The 16,400-nt window shown below is 69.0% G+C and carries 12 protein-coding genes and 1 riboswitch; of the genes, 5 read left to right on the forward strand and 7 right to left on the reverse strand.

Going from position 1 to position 16,400, the window contains the following annotated elements:
- Positions 1-35: 35 nt before the first annotated feature.
- A complete protein-coding gene (hutH, locus tag ASE86_RS09510) occupies positions 36-1,562 on the reverse strand; it encodes a histidine ammonia-lyase (protein WP_056425149.1) in 1,527 nt (508 codons plus the stop codon).
- Entirely contained in the window at positions 1,559-2,755 is a 1,197-nt protein-coding gene (gene hutI, locus ASE86_RS09515; protein WP_056425152.1) for an imidazolonepropionase, read from the reverse strand. Before hutI ends, hutH begins: the two co-directional genes overlap by 4 nt.
- Positions 2,756-2,802: 47 nt before the next feature.
- Between hutI and ASE86_RS09520 the strand changes: the two genes are divergently transcribed.
- Positions 2,803-4,134, forward strand: a complete 1,332-nt coding sequence (locus ASE86_RS09520; protein WP_056425154.1) for a formimidoylglutamate deiminase — start codon at positions 2,803-2,805, stop codon at positions 4,132-4,134.
- Positions 4,131-4,838 (forward strand): histidine utilization repressor, encoded by a 708-nt coding sequence (gene hutC, locus ASE86_RS09525; protein WP_056425156.1) that lies wholly within the window; start codon positions 4,131-4,133, stop codon positions 4,836-4,838. Before ASE86_RS09520 ends, hutC begins: the two co-directional genes overlap by 4 nt.
- On the opposite strand, the gene ASE86_RS09530 is transcribed toward hutC, so the two are convergent.
- The 5 genes from ASE86_RS09530 to maiA form a co-directional block, all read right to left on the reverse strand.
- Positions 4,835-5,575, reverse strand: coding sequence for an ABC transporter ATP-binding protein (locus ASE86_RS09530; protein ID WP_056425159.1), 741 nt, complete (start codon positions 5,573-5,575; stop codon positions 4,835-4,837). The genes hutC and ASE86_RS09530 overlap by 4 nt on opposite strands.
- Positions 5,572-6,546 carry a FecCD family ABC transporter permease gene (locus tag ASE86_RS09535; RefSeq protein ID WP_056425162.1) on the reverse strand — a complete coding sequence of 325 codons (975 nt, stop codon included), beginning with the start codon at positions 6,544-6,546 and terminating at the stop codon, positions 5,572-5,574. The genes ASE86_RS09530 and ASE86_RS09535 overlap by 4 nt, the downstream gene beginning before the upstream one ends.
- Positions 6,543-7,361 (reverse strand): ABC transporter substrate-binding protein, encoded by an 819-nt coding sequence (locus ASE86_RS09540; RefSeq protein WP_235524033.1) that lies wholly within the window; start codon positions 7,359-7,361, stop codon positions 6,543-6,545. The genes ASE86_RS09535 and ASE86_RS09540 overlap by 4 nt, the downstream gene beginning before the upstream one ends.
- Entirely contained in the window at positions 7,358-9,211 is a 1,854-nt protein-coding gene (locus tag ASE86_RS09545; protein ID WP_235524085.1) for a TonB-dependent receptor plug domain-containing protein, read from the reverse strand. The genes ASE86_RS09540 and ASE86_RS09545 overlap by 4 nt, the downstream gene beginning before the upstream one ends.
- A 262-nt stretch (positions 9,212-9,473) precedes the next feature.
- Positions 9,474-9,660, reverse strand: a riboswitch (cobalamin riboswitch).
- A gap of 18 nt (positions 9,661-9,678) precedes the next feature.
- A complete protein-coding gene (maiA, locus tag ASE86_RS09550) occupies positions 9,679-10,314 on the reverse strand; it encodes a maleylacetoacetate isomerase (protein ID WP_321162986.1) in 636 nt (211 codons plus the stop codon).
- Between the two features lie 99 nt (positions 10,315-10,413).
- On the opposite strand from maiA, the gene ASE86_RS09555 reads away from it, so the two are divergent.
- The 3 genes from ASE86_RS09555 to ASE86_RS09565 are packed head-to-tail and all read left to right on the forward strand — an operon-like array spanning position 10,414 to position 16,318.
- Positions 10,414-11,622 (forward strand): efflux RND transporter periplasmic adaptor subunit, encoded by a 1,209-nt coding sequence (locus tag ASE86_RS09555; protein ID WP_235524034.1) that lies wholly within the window; start codon positions 10,414-10,416, stop codon positions 11,620-11,622.
- Positions 11,619-14,831 carry an efflux RND transporter permease subunit gene (locus ASE86_RS09560; RefSeq protein WP_056425165.1) on the forward strand — a complete coding sequence of 1,071 codons (3,213 nt, stop codon included), beginning with the start codon at positions 11,619-11,621 and terminating at the stop codon, positions 14,829-14,831. The genes ASE86_RS09555 and ASE86_RS09560 overlap by 4 nt, the downstream gene beginning before the upstream one ends.
- Positions 14,831-16,318, forward strand: a complete 1,488-nt coding sequence (locus ASE86_RS09565) for an efflux transporter outer membrane subunit (RefSeq protein ID WP_056425167.1) — start codon at positions 14,831-14,833, stop codon at positions 16,316-16,318. Before ASE86_RS09560 ends, ASE86_RS09565 begins: the two co-directional genes overlap by 1 nt.
- Positions 16,319-16,400 lie beyond the last annotated feature (82 nt).

Below are 16,400 nucleotides of genomic sequence, written 5' to 3' on the forward strand. Positions count from 1 at the left end.
ACGGTCCCCCTCCCCGTACCGGGGAGGATGTTCAGTCATGCGCACACTCCCGGCAGGTCCGCGCCAGCAGCCGCGACCAAAGCCCCCGACCGCACCAGTCCTGCCGCCACCTCCATATCCGGATGGAAATGCCGGTCCTCTTCCAGCGTCGGCACCCGCTCCCGAAGGCATCCCCGCGCCCGCTCCAGCGCGTCCGACGACAGGATCGGCGCATGGAAGTCACACCCCTGCCCCGCCGCCAGCAACTCGATCCCGACGACGGCCTGCGCGTTCGCCGCCATCTCCAGCAGCCGCCGCGCGCCGTGGGCGGCCATCGACACATGGTCCTCCTGGTTCGCCGAGGTGGGAATCGAATCCACGCTGGCCGGATAGGCGCGCTGCTTGTTCTCGCTGACCAGCGCCGCCGCCGTCACCTGCGGGATCATGAACCCCGAATTCAGCCCCGGGCGCGGCGTCAGGAATGCGGGCAGGCCCGACAGCGCGGGATCGACCAGCATCGCGATGCGGCGTTCGGAGATGCTGCCGATCTCGCAGATCGCCAGCGCGATCATGTCGGCGGCAAAGGCGACCGGCTCGGCATGGAAATTCCCGCCCGACAGCGCTTCATCGGTGTCGGCAAAGATCAGCGGGTTGTCCGATACCCCGTTCGCCTCGACCTCCAGCGTCCGTCCCGCCTGGCGCAGCACATCGAGCGCGGCGCCCATCACCTGGGGCTGGCAGCGCAGGCAGTAGGGGTCCTGCACCCGCGGGTCGTCCACGCGGTGGCTCGCGCGGATTGCCGAGCCCGCCATCAAGGCGCGGAGCGCATCACCAACCGCGATCTGTCCGGCGTGGCCGCGCAGGGCATGGATACGATGATCGAACGGCGCGTCCGAGCCCTTGGCGGCTTCGGTCGACAGCGCACCGGTAACGAGCGCTGCCTTGAACAGCGCCTCCGCCTCGAACAGCCCGGCCAGCGCATTGGCGGTCGAGAACTGGGTGCCATTGAGCAGCGCCAGGCCTTCCTTCGGGCCGAGATCGAGCGGTGCCAAACCGATCTCACGCAGCGCCTCGGCGGCCGGCAGCACCCGCCCGGCGATATCGATCTCGCCAACCCCGATCATCGCTGCGGCCATGTGCGAGAGCGGTGCCAGGTCGCCGCTTGCACCGACCGAGCCCTGGCACGGCACGACCGGCAGCGCGTCGGCCGCCAGCATCGCCTCGATCATCGCGACGGTCGCCGGCCGCACGCCCGACGCCCCCATCCCGAAACTGGCCAGCTTCAGCGCCATCATCAGCCGCACGATGGCGCGCGGGGACGGTGCGCCGACGCCGGCGGCGTGGCTCAGCACGATATTGCGCTGGAGCGTCGCGAGGTCGTCCGCTTCGATCCGCACGCTCGCCAGCTTTCCGAAGCCGGTATTTATCCCGTAGACCGGGGCGCCGCGCGCGACGATCCGATCGACCGCGGCGGCACTCGCCGCGATCGCATCGCGGCAGGCAGGGTCGAGCGACAGCGCCGCTCCGCGATAGACGGCGCGCCAGTCGGCGAGCGTGGCGGTACCGGGGGTCAGCGTAATCATCGGCCGTTTCGTATCCGTTGGTGAAGGGGGTTAAAGCCGATGCGATAGATCAGCTCCGCCGGGCGCTCGATGTCCCAGATCGCCAGGTCGCAGGCCTTGCCGGGTTCCAGCGTGCCGATGCGGTCTTGCAGGCCCAGCGCACACGCGGCGTTGACAGTGACGCCGCGCAGGCACTCGTCGACGGTCAGGCGGAAACAGGTCGCCGCCATGTTCATCGCCAGCAGGATGGACGTCATCGGCGACGTGCCGGGGTTGCAGTCGGTCGCGACCGCCATCGGTACGCCCGCGGCGCGCAGGGCATCGACCGGCGGCAGCTTCGTTTCGCGCGTGACGTAGAAAGCGCCGGGCAGCAGTGTCGCGATCGTCCCGCTGGCGGCCATCGCGGCGACGCCAGCGGCGTCGAGCCACTCCAGATGATCCGCCGACAGGGCGCCATGCTGCGCAGCAATTCGCGCGCCGTGGAGGTTGGACAGCTGCTCGGCATGGAGCTTGACCGGCAGACCGTGCCGCTGCGCCGCTGCGAACAGGCGCGCGACCTGTTCGGGCGAAAAGCCGATCCCCTCGCAGAACGCATCGACCGCGTCGGCCAGCCCCTCGGCCGCGATGGCGGGCAGCATCGCGTCGCAGATGTGCGCGATGTACCCGTCCGCATCACCGGCCCACTCCGGCGGCAGCGCATGGGCACCGAGGAACGTCGTCGTCACGCCGACATCGCGCCGCATACCGAGCGCCCGCGCCGCGCGCAGCGACTTGGCTTCATCGGCTGTCGACAGACCGTAGCCCGACTTCACCTCGACCGTCGTGACACCTTCGGCGATCAGCGCGTCGAGCCGCGGCAAGGCGCTCTCGACCAGTTCGGCCTCGCTCGCTGCTCGCGTCGCGCGCATCGTCGCGACGATGCCACCGCCGGCGCGTGCGATCTCCTCATAGCTTGCGCCGGCCAGCCGCTGTTCGAACTCTGCCGCCCTGTCGCCGCCGTGGATCAGGTGCGTATGGCAGTCGATGAGACCGGGCGTGATCCAGCGGCCCCCGAGATCGACGGTGCATTCCGCAGTGAAAACAGCGCCGGGCGAAGGCCCGGCATAGACGATGCGGCCATCCTTTGCGGCGACCATGCCATCCTCGACGACGCCGATCCCGGCGCCGACCATCGTCGCGAGTCGCGCGTTGCGCCAGAGGGTGCCGCAGAGCATGGCAGCGACTTGGCATGAGCCATGTTTAATGTATAGACATTATCAACATGCCGACGTTCTTCTTCGATCAGTGGCTGGGCGATGCCGGTTGGCTTGCCGCTACCCGTGTCGCGGTGTCGGACGGCCGAGTAACTGCGGTCGAACCGCACGCGTCACCGGGCCCCACCGACGAACGGCACGCGATCGGTCTGCCGGGCTTGCCCAATCTCCACAGCCACGCCTTTCAGCGCGGCATGGCGGGGCTCGCCGAGCGGGGATCGATCGGGGAAGACAGTTTCTGGACCTGGCGCGACGCGATGTACCGCTTCGTCGATCGCATCACGCCCGACGACCTCCACGCGATCGCGGCGATGGCGCAGGTGGAGATGCTGGAGGGCGGATTCACCCGGGTCGGCGAATTCCACTACCTCCATCATGCCCCCGACGGACAGCGCTACGACGACCCGGCCGCGATGGCCGCCGCATTGGCCGCAGCGGCCGGAGAGACGGGGATCGGCCTGACACTGCTGCCCGTCTTCTACGCGCAGTCGGGCTTCGGTGGTGCGGCGCCGAGCGCGGGGCAGCGCCGGTTCGTCACCGATCGAAATGGCTTCGCGCGCCTGCTGGACGCCAGCGCCAGCGCCGTCGCGGGGCTGCCCGACGCGGTCGCCGGCATCGCCCCGCACAGCCTGCGCGCCGTGTCGCCCGACGATCTCGCCGCCCTGCCCGGCATGACCGCCGGACCGGTCCATATCCACATCGCCGAACAGGTAAAGGAAGTCGACGACTGCGTGGCCTGGAGCGGTGCACGGCCAGTGGAATGGCTGCTCGATCACGCCGCGGTCGATCCGCGCTGGTGCCTGGTCCATGCGACCCACATGACGCCGGCCGAAACCGACCGCGCCGCGCGGACCGGGGCGGTCGCCGGACTATGCCCGATCACCGAGGCCAATCTGGGCGACGGTATCTTCCCCGCTATCGAGTGGCTGGCCGCCGGCGGACGGTTTGGCGTCGGGTCGGATTCGAACGTGCTGATCGATGCGACCGAGGAACTGCGGCTGCTCGACTATGGCCAGCGGCTGACCCGGCGAGTGCGCAACCCGCTGGCGCCGGGCGGATCGAGCGGGGCGCGGCTGTACCGCAGCGCGCTGGCCGGCGGTGCGCAGGCGCTCAGCGCACCGGGCGATGCGGCGGACTTCATCACGCTCGACCCGCACCATCCCGCACTCGTCGGGCGAAGCGGCGACGCGCTGCTCGACGCGCTGGTCTTTGCCGCAGGGCGCAGCGCGATCGACGGCGTGTGGCGGCGGGGCAGACAGGTGGTCGCGGGCGGCCGGCATATTGCCCGCGAAGCCATAGCCGCGAGATATCGCCACGCGCTGGAACGGCTGCTCGCATGACTCCGCTCCACGACCGCATCCGCCGCGACCTCGAACGCGAGATACTCGCCGGCACGCGCGCGCCGGGATCGCGCATCCCTGTCGAGCACGAACTGATGGCCGAGTACGGCTGCTCGCGGATGACTGTCAGCAAGGCGCTGGCCGCGCTCGCCGCGGACGGGTTCATCGAACGCCGCAAGCGCGCGGGCAGCTTCGTCACGCGGCCGCGCGTGCACTCAATGGTGCTCGACATCCCGGATCTGGCGGTCGAGGTCCGCAATCGTGGTCAGGCCTACGCGTTTCGGCTGGAGGCACGGACGGTCCGCGCCGCCGACCCCACCGACCCGGTCGCGACCGAGATCGCGCGTGGCGGGGCTCTGCTGCACCTGAGCGGGACGCATCTGGCGGACGGGGCACCGCTCGCGATCGAGGACCGGCTGGTCGCGCTGGTCGCGGTGCCGGAAGCCGAAGCGGCGGACTTCGCGCAGACCTCGCCCGGCGCGTGGCTGCTCGAACACGTCGCCTGGACCGAGGCCGAAAGCCGCATCGCGGCAATGGGTGCGGATGGCGCCAGCGCGCGGCAGCTGGGGGTGGCCACGGGCACCGCCTGCCTGGCGATCGAACGCCGGACGTGGCGCGGCGGCGAGCCGATCACCTATGTCCGCCAGTTGTTCATCGGCGCGGCGTACGACCTGTCGGCGCGCTTTGGACCGGCCGCGCGCTAGAGCGTGCCGGTGACCATCACTCCGTCCGCCGTCACCCGCGCGCGGACGCCGTAGACCTGGGCGATCAGATCCGCGGTCATCGTCTCCGCCACCGATCCGTCGGCGACGATACGCCCGTCGGCGATCCACACCAGCCGGTCGGCGTAGCGCGCGGCGAGGTCCAGGTCGTGCAGAACGACCAGCGCCCCGCCGCCCGAGGCCACGAAATTTGCGAGCAGCGCCAGCAAGCGGTGCTGGTGCCGGGGGTCGAGCGAGACGACGGGTTCGTCGGCGACGATGACCGGCGCCTCCGCGGCCAGTGCGCGCGCCAGATGCATCCGCGCCGCTTCGCCCCCTGACAGCGTGTCGGCGGCACGTGTCGCAAGCGCGTCGAGGTCGCAGGCGGCGATAGCGCGATCAACGGCCGCGGCATCCTGCCCGCGCAATCGACCGCCGGCGCCGTAGGCGAAGCGCCCGAGCGCGACGATATCGCGGACCCGGGCGGGCCAGGCGACGGGACGCGCTTGCGGCAGATAGGACACCGCCCGCGCGCGCTCGGCCGGCCCGACGTCTGTCGCAGGGATGCCGTCGATCGTCGTGCTCCCCGCATCGGGCGCCAGCAGCCCGAGCAGCAGCCGCAGCAGCGTCGTCTTCCCCGCCCCGTTGGGCCCAAGCAGCACGACCAGTTCGCCCGGCCCGACGCTCAGCCCGGCGTCGGCGATGATCGCGCCGTAGCGCAAGCCCTCCGCCCGGATCATGCCCCCCGCCTCCGCGCGGCGATGACGACGAACAACGGCGCACCGACCAGAGCTGCGACGACGCCCAGTCGCAGCTCGGCGGTCGTCGGGATCAGCCGGACGCCGATGTCGGCCAGCACCAGGAACAGTCCGGCCAACAGGCCCGACGGCACGACGCTGCGCGCCGGATCATGCCCGACCCACGGCCGCACGAGATGCGGCGCGACGATGCCGACGAAACCGATCGTGCCGGCCAGTGCAACCGAAGCCCCCGTCGCCAGCCCCGCGCCCAGCACCACGGCGATCCGCTGGCGGCGCAGGTCCAGGCCGATGCCCGCGGCGGCTTCTTCGCCCAGGGTCAGCGCCGAAAGGCCGCGCCGGGTCAGGAACAGCAGCGCTGCGCCCACCACCATGAACGGCAGCGTGCCCGCGATCTCGCCGAAGCTGCGATTGGCGACCGATCCCAATGTCCAGTTGATCATGTCGCCCAGGCTGAACGGATCGGGCGCGAGGTTCAGCAACAGCGCCATGATCGCCCCGGCAAAGCTCGACAGACCGACGCCGATCAGGATCAGCGTCGCGACCGACGTGGTCCGCATCGCCACGCCGGCGATGACGGCAGTCGCGGCAAGTGCGCCGAGGATCGATGCGGCGGGAAGCGCGATCGGCGACGCACCGACGACGCCGTAGTAGAGCGCGACGGTCGCCGCGAGCGTCGCGCAGGCGGAGACGCCCAGCACGCCCGGCTCGGCGAGCGGGTTGCGCAGCAGGCCTTGCAGCGCCGCGCCGCTGATGCCCAGCGCCGCGCCGGCCAGGAATGCCGCCAGCGCGCGCGGCAGGCGGATCATCCAGACCACGATGGTGTCGCCCGGCAGGCCCTGGCCGATCAGCGCGGCGAACAGGCGGTCGGCCGGCAGCGGCGTCGAGCCGAGGAAGCAGGCCGCAACGATCGCGACCAGTGCTGCGGCAGCGAGCGTGACTGAAATTCTCATGGCCGGCCGACCTGCGCCAGCTTCTCGACCGCATCCAGCACGAACCACCCCCCGCACGCCGTCCACGCGCCCGGCAATTCCGCCGTCGGCAATCCCTTCAGTGCTCGCCCGACGACCGGGTGCGCGGCGGCACTCCACGGATCGGGCCGGTTCCACCGCGTGTCGAAGAAAGCTGCCGCGACGACATCCGGCTGGGCATAGGCCAGCCGTTCCAGCGGCAGCGGCCCCCACCCGCCGGCCGTCTGGAAATTCACCAGCCCGCCCGCGCGCAGCATTTCATCGACGATCGAACCCGGCCCGGTCGTCACGCCCCCCGGGGTCACATACAGCGCCGACTTGCCCGTCGATGCGCGCCGCAACGCCGCCAGCCGCGCATCGAACGCCGCCGCCATCGCTTCGCCCCGTGCCCGCTCGCCAAGCCCGGTCGCGGTATCGAGCAGCACCGTACGGATGCCGGCCAGGTCCGGCGCATAGCCAAGCTGCAAGACCGGCACCCCGGCGCGTTCGAACAGCGCCGCTGCATTCGGTCCGCCACCATAGCTGCGAACGACCATGTCGGGCTTCAGCAGCAGCACGTCCTCTGCTTGCGGGCGCACCTGCCGCAGACCTAGCGCCGCCGCGCGCATGTACGAAAATTCGGCAGCCGCATCGGGCGAAACCGCAGTGATGCGGTCCCGCCCGACCAGCTTCAGCACATATTGGTCGGCGCAATAATCCAGGCTGACGATGCGCATCGGGCGCCCCGTGCGCAGCGAAACGGGGGCCGGAGCGCATCCGGCCACCAGCACCGACAGCATCGCCAGCCAGCGGATCACAGCTTCAGTCTCACCCCGCCGTACGCCGCGCGCCGCGGCGTGCCGTAGAGGTAGACTGTCTCATAGGCCTCGTCGAACAGGTTCTCGACGCGGCCGAACACCTCGAACCGATCGCCCACGGGCAGGCTCGCGCGCAGGTCGACCAGCACATAGCCATCGAGACGGCGCGTGTTGCTCGCATTCTCGAAGCTGTCGCCGACGTGCGTGATCGTCGCGCCTGCCGACAGACCGAAGTCCCAGCGATAATCGGCCACCATGTTCACGCTCTCGCGGGGCCGGCGTGCGAGTTCGCGGCCGGTATCGCGGTTGGTCGCGTCGAGATAGGTGTAGGCGAAGGCGACGCGGAGCGGCTCGACCGGCTGGAGCACCAACGTCGCCTCGACACCTTGCGCGCGCGTGCGGCGGATGTTGTCGTAGGTCCCGAACGGCCGGTTGACGCAGATCCCGCTGGTCACGCCGAAGCACGACACGAAGTCGATCTGGTTGCGCGTGTCGCGGTGAAACCAGGTCGCCTGGACCTGCACCGCCTCGCCCAGCAGCTTCTGGGTCACGCCCGCGTCCCAGCTGTTGGCGCGTTCCGGCACCAGACGCTGATTCCCGTAATCGCCGAACAGCTGGTACAGCGACGGCGCCCCGAAGCCCTCGCCGTAGCTGGCACGAACGACCGTACGCCCGCCGTTGGGGCTGAGCGCAACGTTGCCCGCCGCGGTCGTCTCGCCACCGAAGCGGCTGTGGTCGTCGTGGCGCACGCCACCGGTCAGCGCGACGCCGGTAACGGGCGTCAGCGTCAGTTCGCCGTACACGCTGTTGATCAGCGCGCGGGCGCGCGCCGCCGTGCCGAAACTGACAGTGTCGAACCGCGACCGCTCGCTTTCCGCGCCGATCGTCGCCTGGGCGATGCCGGTCTGGGCGACGCCCTGATATTCGAACCGGCGATTGAGCCCGCGCGAATCGAACGTGGCCGGGCCGGTCGCGCCGAAGTTCGCCCGGTCGATGCGGCTGTAGGCGACGCCCAGGCGATTGCGGAACGCGCCGTCGAACAGCGCCAGGCGCGCACCGGCATAGCCGCTTAGTTCCGTGTTGGTCGAATAATCAGCCGTATCGGCAAGCGCAAAGGCCGGTGCGGGGAAGCCGTCGAGGTCGATCTTCGCATCCGAATACCGCCCGCGCGCTTCCAGCGAGAAGGCGTCGGTCAGGTCGGCCGCCAGCTTGGCGTTCGCGCCATACTGGCGATAGCCGTCCCGCTCGCGCCCGCCGCGCGCTTCGTTGAAGGCGGAAAAGCCGTCGGTTCGGAAATACTGGCCGCCAAGACTTGCCGATACCGGGCCAAGCTTGCCCGAGGCATTGGCAGTGGTGTTGACCGTGTCGCGCCAGCCATATTCGCCCTTGGCGGTGACCTCCGAGTCGTCGCTCGGCGCGCGAGTGATGACGTTCACCACGCCGCCGATCGCGCGGCTGCCCCAGATGACGCTCTGCGCGCCGCGGACGACCTCGATCCGGTCGATATTGCCGACCAGCAGGTTGCCGAAGTCGTAACCGCCGCCCGGGCTTGCCGGATCGTCGAGCTTGACGCCGTCGACCAGCAGCAATGTCTGCTGCGGATCGGCACCGCGGATGTTGACCGACGCAACGGTGCCGATGCCGCCGGCGCGGGTGAAGCTGACGCCGGGCACGGTGCGGAGCAGATCGACGACGGCTTGGGTCTGGCGCGCCGCGATCTCTTCCGATGTGATGACGGTGACCGATTGGCCGACCTGGTCGACCGCGCGCTCTGTACGGTTGGCGGTGACGACGACGTCGTCACCCTGGACGGCGGTGGTCTGGGCGGCGGCGGGCAGCGAGGAAAGCACCGCGCTCAACAATAATACTGTTCGGGCTGAGCCTGTCGAAGCCCTGCCCTTTCTCGCCAGGAAGGACAGCACTTCGACAAGCTCAGTGCGAACGGAGGTTTGAATTCTGGTCACGAATAGTCCCCACCCCGCGCGGCGTCGAACCGAACGGAAGCAATAACGACATTCACGGCCCGCCGCCCGGATCGGGCGACGCGACTACGGCCACATGGCTGTCGTTACGAAGGGATCATTCCCCGACGCGCATGGCTGGACCCGGCCAGGCGGCGAACGACGCGATGGCAGGTCTCCTGGCTCGCCGATCGTCACCTTCGGGTCGTCTTCCCGGAAGCGGATGCTTCCAGTGACATATTGACCCTCGGCTCCCGGCTTACAGTTGCGGGCACAGCGCCGGATTTGCACCGGCTTCCCTCTTCGCCCTTGCGGGCACCATCTGCGGCGGCGGTTAGGCTTGGCTGGCGGGCGCGTCAATCCGTCGCGTGCGGATGGCGGCCTGGGTGCGCGGCGGCAAAGGCCGGGTGCTTGTTGGCGCGAGCGACGATTGCGGCGAGCTTCGGATAGGGCGCGGTGTCGAGCGCAAACCGCTCCGCGTTATACCATTGCGGGACCAGGCAGATATCGGCGAGACCGGGCGTCGCGCCCGACAGATAGTCGCCCGCGCCTGCCATCGCCTCCAGTGCGGCGAATCCTTCGGCGATCCAGCGGCGTACCCAATCGTCGATCGCGTCCTGCCCGGCGTCGAAATCGGTCTTCAGCGTCTTCAGGATGCGCAGGTTGTTCACCGGATGGATATCCATCGCCACCGTGTACGCCAACGCGCGGACACGGGCGCGTCCGGCCGCGTCGGCGGGCAGGAACGCAGGTGTCGGATGCACCTCGTCCAGCCATTCGAGGATGGCCAGGCTCTGGGTCAGGACGACGCCATCCTGCTCGATCGCCGGCACAAGCCCTTGAGGTGCGACAGATCGATAGCTAGGCAGCCTTTGCTCGCCCGCTCGCAGGTCGTGCGAAACGGATTCGAACCCTAGCCCTTTCAGGTTCAGCCCGATACGGACGCGATAGGCGGCGGACGATCGCCAATAGTCGTGAAGGATCATGGTCATTTTCCCTTGCGTCCCCATCCCATATCGCGGCTGTGTCCGCCAGCCGACACATCGTACCGCCCGCGCAACCAATTCTCTTGCTATCGGTTAACCCTCACCGTGCACATCACTCCATCGCGCGCCGTCGCCGCCGCCCTTGCCCTGACCCTCAGCGCCTGCGGCAGCGGAGACAAGGACGCCTCGAAAACCGGCGCTACCAAGGGTGGCCGTGGCGGCCCGTCGCAGGTCGGCTATGTCGTCGCGCGGCCGACCGCGGTTCCGCTGCCGACCGAACTCGCCGCGCGTACGGCAGCGTTCGAGACGTCTGAGGTTCGTCCGCAGGTGACCGGCCTCGTCCGCCGCCGCCTGTTTACCGAAGGCGCGCTGGTCCGCGCCGGGCAGACGCTCTACCAGATCGACCCGCGGCTCTATCAAGCGTCCGCTAACCAGGCCCGCGCCAACGTCGCCGCCGCCGCCGCGACCGAAGAAGCCGCCCGCGTCCGCGCCGAACGCTACCGTCCGCTCGCGCAGATGGAAGCGGTCAGCAAGCAGGACTACACCGACGCCATCGCGACCCAACGCCAGGCAGCCGCCCAGGTCGCGCAGAACCGCGCCGCGCTCGACACAGCGCGGGTTAACCTGGCGTTTACCCAGGTGCCCGCGCCGATCACCGGACGGATCGGCCGCAGCCTGGCGACCGTCGGTGCGCTCGTGACCAGCAGCCAGACCGATCCGATGGCGATCATCCAGCGGCTCGATCCGATGTTCGTCGACATCCAGCAGTCGGCGGCCGAAATGCTGTCGCTGCGCCGCTCGCTCGCCCGCGGCGACGTGATGCCGGCCAGCGCCCAGGTCCGGCTGAAGCTGGAGGACGGCAGCGACTATGGCTATGCCGGCACGGTCCAGTTCACAGAAGTAACCGTCGACCAGACGACGGGGACCGTCACGCTGCGCGCCCGCTTTCCCAATCCCAACGGCCTGCTGCTGCCTGGCATGTTCGTGCGCGCACAGTTCAACCAGGCGATCGAGCCCAACGCGTTCCTGATCCCGCAGCAGGCAGTATCGCGCGATGCGAAGGGCGCCGCGACGATCTATGTCGTGGGCGAGAACAACAAGGCGGTGCAGCGCCAAGTCACCGCCCCGCGCACGCAAGGCGCGTATTGGGTCGTCACCCGCGGCGTGAACGCAGGCGACAAGATCATCACGCAAGGCCTCGGCAAGCTGAAACCGGGGGCGGACATCCGTCCTGTCCCGGCCGGGGCCGTGCAGCGCGTCGCCCCGCCCCGCAGCGATGCGCAACAGAGTGACAGCGCGAAGAAGACATCGTGATCTCCCGCATCTTCATCGATCGCCCGATCTTTGCCTGGGTGATCTCGATCATCATCATGCTCGCCGGCGTCGGCGCGCTGATGACGCTGCCGATCGAGCAATATCCCGACGTCGCGCCGCCACAGGTCAACGTCCGCGCGACCTTCCCCGGTGCATCGGCCGAGACGTTGGAGAACAGCGTCACGCAGGTGCTGGAACAACAGCTGACCGGCATCGACGGACTGCTCTACTTCACCTCTTCGTCCTCCTCGCGCGGGTCGGTGACGATTTCGGCGACGTTCGAGAAGGGTACCGATCCCGACATCGCGCAGGTGCAGGTCCAGAACAGCATCCAGCAGGCGATCAGCCGCCTGCCGCAGCAGGTGCAGGAACAAGGCGTCCGCGTCACCAAGTCGAACCCCGACTTCCTGATGATCGTGTCGGTCTATGACCAGACCGACAAGATGAGCAACGCCGACGTTTCGGACTATCTCGTCTCCAACCTGCAGGATTCGCTCGGCCGCATCCCGGGCATCGGCGAGACCAACGTCTTCGGATCGCAGTATGCGATGCGGATCTGGCTCGACCCTGCGCGCCTGGCCGCAGTGCAGTTGATGCCTGGCGACGTCATCACCGCAATCCAGAACCAGAATACCGAAGTGGCGGCGGGCGAGGTCGGCGGCGTGCCGAACGCCGAGACGCAGATGCTGAACGCGACCGTCACCGCGCAGTCGCGCCTCCAGACACCCGAGCAGTTCGCCAAGATCATCCTGAAGACCCAGCCGAGCGGCGCCACCGTCCGGCTGGCGGACGTCGGTCGTATCGAGCTGGGGCAGGAGAGCTACGCCTCGATCAGCAAGACGAACCGCCACCCGGGCGCCGGCATCGCAGTGAACCTGGCGCCGGGCGCCGACGCGCTGGCGACGGCGGAGGCGGTGCGCGCCTTCATGACCGACGCCGCGCGCAATTTCCCGCCGGGCCTCGCCTACGCTTATCCCAATGATTCGACCGCCTTCATCAAGCTGTCGATCGAAGAGGTCGTGAAGACGCTGATCGAGGCGGTCATCCTGGTCGTCATCGTCATGTTCGTGTTCCTGCAAAGCTGGCGCGCGACGCTGATCCCGACGATCGCGGTGCCGGTCGTGCTGCTCGGCACCTTTGCGGTCTTCGCGGTCGCCGGCTTCTCGATCAACACGCTCACGCTGTTCGGTCTTGTTCTCGCCATCGGCCTGCTCGTCGACGACGCGATCGTCGTCGTCGAGAACGTCGAGCGATTGATGGAGGAAAACCCGGGCATGTCGCCGCGCGATGCGACGATCGAGTCGATGAACGAGATCACGGTCGCGCTGGTCGCGATCGCGCTCGTCCTGTCGGCGGTGTTCCTGCCTATGGCGTTCTTCGGCGGGTCGACCGGCGTCATCTATCGCCAGTTCTCGATCACCATCGTGTCGGCGATGATCCTGTCGGTCGTCGTCGCGCTGATCCTCAGCCCTGCGCTGACAGCCAATCTGCTGAAGCAGAAGGGCGAAGGCGATGGCCGCGATACGTGGGCCGACCGCCGCATCCCGCGCGTCGCCGGGTTCGTCCGCGGGGCCGGCGACAAGTTCGACCGCTTCTTCGACCGCACGTCGGACCGCTATGTCAGCGCGTCGCGCAAGGTCATCGACCGCAAGTGGCTGTTCCTGCTGATCTACGCCGGGATCGTCGCGGTCCTCGTCGTGCTGTTCTTCCGCCTGCCGACCAGCTTCCTGCCGACCGAGGACCAAGGCCGCGTCCAGATCCAGTTCCGCCTGCCCGCGGGTGCGACGCAGGCGCGGACCGTGCAGGTGCAGAACCAGATCATCGACTATTTCCTGGGTCCGGAGGGCAAGAACGTCGACGTCATGCTGACCAGCGCAGGCGGCGGTGGCGGCGGCGCGTCGGGGCAGAACACCGGCCAGGGCTTCCTCAACCTGAAGGACTGGGCCGAGCGCGAAGGCGTGGAGAACGGCGCCGACGCGATTGCCGACCGCGCCAGCGCTGCGTTCAAGGGGCTGCGCGATGCGGAGGTGTTCGCACTCGTCCCCGGCTCGATCCGCGGTCTCGGCCAGACCGGCGGCTTTACCATGGAGTTGCAGAACTCGAGCGGAATGAGCCGCGAACAGTTCGTCGCCGCGCGCGAGACACTGCTCGCGGCGGCAACGGCCGACCCCGAACTGCGTGCCGTCCGCCTGACCGACCTGCCCGACATCCAAACGCTCAAGATCGATATCGACCAGACCAAGCTGTCGGCGCTCGGCCTGACCCAGGCCAACGTCAACACGACGCTGTCGACCGCCTGGGGCGGCCGCTACGTCAACGACTTCATCGATCGCGGTCGCGTGAAGCGCGTCTACGTCCAGGGCGATGCCCAGTATCGCGCGTCGCCCGAGGATATCTCGAAATGGTTCGTCCGCGGCAGCGATGGCCAGATGGTGCCGTTTAGCGCGTTCGCGACGATCGGCTGGTCGACCGCACCGACGACGCTGTCGCGATTCTCGGGCGTGCCCGCGTTCGAATTCTCCGGGCAGGCGGCACCCGGCGTCAGCTCGGGCGAAGCGATGAACCGGATGATGGAGCTGGCCGCGCAGGTGCCCGGCACGTCGGTCGCGTGGGCCGGCCTGTCGTATCAGGAACGGCTGTCGGCGGGCCAGGCCCCGCTGCTCTACGGGCTGTCGCTGCTCGTCGTCTTTCTGTGTCTCGCCGCACTGTATGAAAGCTGGTCGATTCCCGCGGCCGTGCTGCTCATCATTCCGCTCGGTCTCGTCGGTGCGGTCTTTGCGGTGACGCTGCGCGGGCTGGAGAACGACGTCTATCTCCAGATCGGATTGCTGACGACGATGGGTCTTGCCGCCAAGAACGCGATCCTGATGATCGAATTCGCCGAACAGGCCGAGAAGAAGGGTGCACGCGTCATCGACGCCGCGCTGGAAGCGGCCAAGCTGCGGCTGCGTCCCATTCTGATGACCAGCCTCGCCTTCATCTTCGGCGTGTTGCCGCTCGCGCTGTCGACCGGGGCCGGCGCCAACAGCCGCATCGCGATCGGCACGGCGGTGATCGGGGGCATGCTGACGGCGACGATCCTCGCGATCTTCTACATCCCGCTGTTCTTCGTCCTTGTCCGTCGCGGCGTCCGCGATGGCCTGGCCAAGCTGCGCGGCAAGCCGACCGGGCACCAAGGTCCGGCCAGGCCGGTGGAGGGAGACGCCTGATGCGCCGTGCCCTGACCCTCCTCGCCGCGACCACGCTTGCGGGATGTTCGATGACGCCGACCTATGATCGGCCCGTCGCGCCGGTCCCGCCGTCCTGGCCGATCGGTGCCGCCTATCTGCGCCAGAGCGAGGCTGCGCTGCCCGCCGTCAGCTATCGCGACATCTTCCGCGATGTGCGACTTCAGCAGCTGATTGAAACCGCCCTTGCCAACAACCGCGACCTGCGGATCGCCGCTGCCAACATCGCGATCGCCCGCGCCGAATTTCGCATCCAGCGCGCGGCACGGTTCCCGACCATCGGCGCATCGGCGGGCGCCAGTATCCGCCGCGGCACGACGACCACGACGACCGGCACAGGGGCGGGCGCCGGAACCGGCGCGGTCACCACCGGCGGCGGCGTAAACGACAGCTACTCGGCCAGTGTCGGCATCACCGCGTTCGAAATCGACCTGTTCGGCCGCCTCGCCGCGCTCAGCCGGGCGGCGCAGGAGGATTATTTCGCGACCGAGGCGACGGCGCGCGCGACCCGGCTGGCCCTGGTCGGCGATATCGCCGACGCGTGGACTACCTACGCCGCCGATCGCAGCCTGATGCTGATCGCCGAGCGGACCGCGCGCAGCGCGGAAACCAGCGTTCGCCTGACCCGTGCGCGCCTGACCGGCGGCATCGCGCCACGCACCGACTTGCGTCAGTCCGAACTCGTGCTGGCGCAGGCGAATTCCGACCTCGCCCAGCAACGCACCGCGCTGGCGCAGGACGCCAACCTGCTGCGCCTGCTGGTCGGGGCCGATGTCGATCCGGCACTTCTGCCCGAATCGATCGAGGCGGTCGTGCCGACCCTGGCAGAACTGCCCGCCGGGCTCGACTCGGGCATCCTGCTGCGACGGCCGGACGTGGTGCAGGCGGAATATGACCTGCGCGCATCCAACGCCCGGATCGGCGCGGCACGCGCGGCGCTGTTCCCCCGCATCAGCCTGACCGGGCTGCTTGGGCTGGCCAGCGGCGCGCTCGGCGGTCTGTTCAACGGCGATGCCTTTACCTGGAGCGCCAGCGGCGGCGTCGATTATGACATCTTTGCAGGTGGTGCCCGCCGTGCGCAGGTCGATCAGGCGCGGGCGACGTTCGACCGCGACCTCGCGACCTACGAACGCACGATCCAGACGGCCTTCCGCGAAGTCAGCGACGCCCTGGCACGACGCGGGACGATCGGCGAGCAGGTGCGGGCCCAGACTGCGTTGGTCGTCGCATCGCGCGACAACTACGTGCTGTCCGACGCTCGCTACCGCGGCGGCATCGACACCTTCCTCCAGAGCCTCGATGCGCAGCGCTCGCTCTATTCGTCCGAACGCTCGCTGGTCAGCACCCGATTGGCGCAGGCACAGAACCTGACGGAACTGTACCGGACTCTGGGCGGCGACGCGTTGCTGGAAACGACAGCACAGGGTCCGAGGCCGCTGTCACCCGAGCCGGCGGTGGCTCCGCGCTAGGATTGCTCCGTTCGTCCCGAACGACGTCGGGGGACGCGAGCCAGATGGCGTGTCCCCCGACGGTACCCGGGACGAACCGCTG

The sequence above is a fragment of the Sphingomonas sp. Leaf33 genome (assembly GCF_001421785.1).
Lineage (GTDB): Bacteria > Pseudomonadota > Alphaproteobacteria > Sphingomonadales > Sphingomonadaceae > Sphingomonas.

Bases quoted from the DNA above. Each gene is read 5' to 3' on its own strand.
- hutI (WP_056425152.1), bottom strand. From the start codon at position 2,755: ATGCTCTGCGGCACCCTCTGGCGCAACGCGCGACTCGCGACGATGGTC.
- maiA (WP_321162986.1), bottom strand. From the start codon at position 10,314: ATGACCATGATCCTTCACGACTATTGGCGATCGTCCGCCGCCTATCGC.
- ASE86_RS09530 (WP_056425159.1), bottom strand. From the start codon at position 5,575: ATGATCCGGGCGGAGGGCTTGCGCTACGGCGCGATCATCGCCGACGCC.
- ASE86_RS09565 (WP_056425167.1), top strand. From the start codon at position 14,831: ATGCGCCGTGCCCTGACCCTCCTCGCCGCGACCACGCTTGCGGGATGT.
- ASE86_RS09520 (WP_056425154.1), top strand. From the start codon at position 2,803: ATGCCGACGTTCTTCTTCGATCAGTGGCTGGGCGATGCCGGTTGGCTT.
- hutH (WP_056425149.1), bottom strand. From the start codon at position 1,562: ATGATTACGCTGACCCCCGGTACCGCCACGCTCGCCGACTGGCGCGCC.
- hutC (WP_056425156.1), top strand. From the start codon at position 4,131: ATGACTCCGCTCCACGACCGCATCCGCCGCGACCTCGAACGCGAGATA.
- ASE86_RS09535 (WP_056425162.1), bottom strand. From the start codon at position 6,546: ATGAGAATTTCAGTCACGCTCGCTGCCGCAGCACTGGTCGCGATCGTT.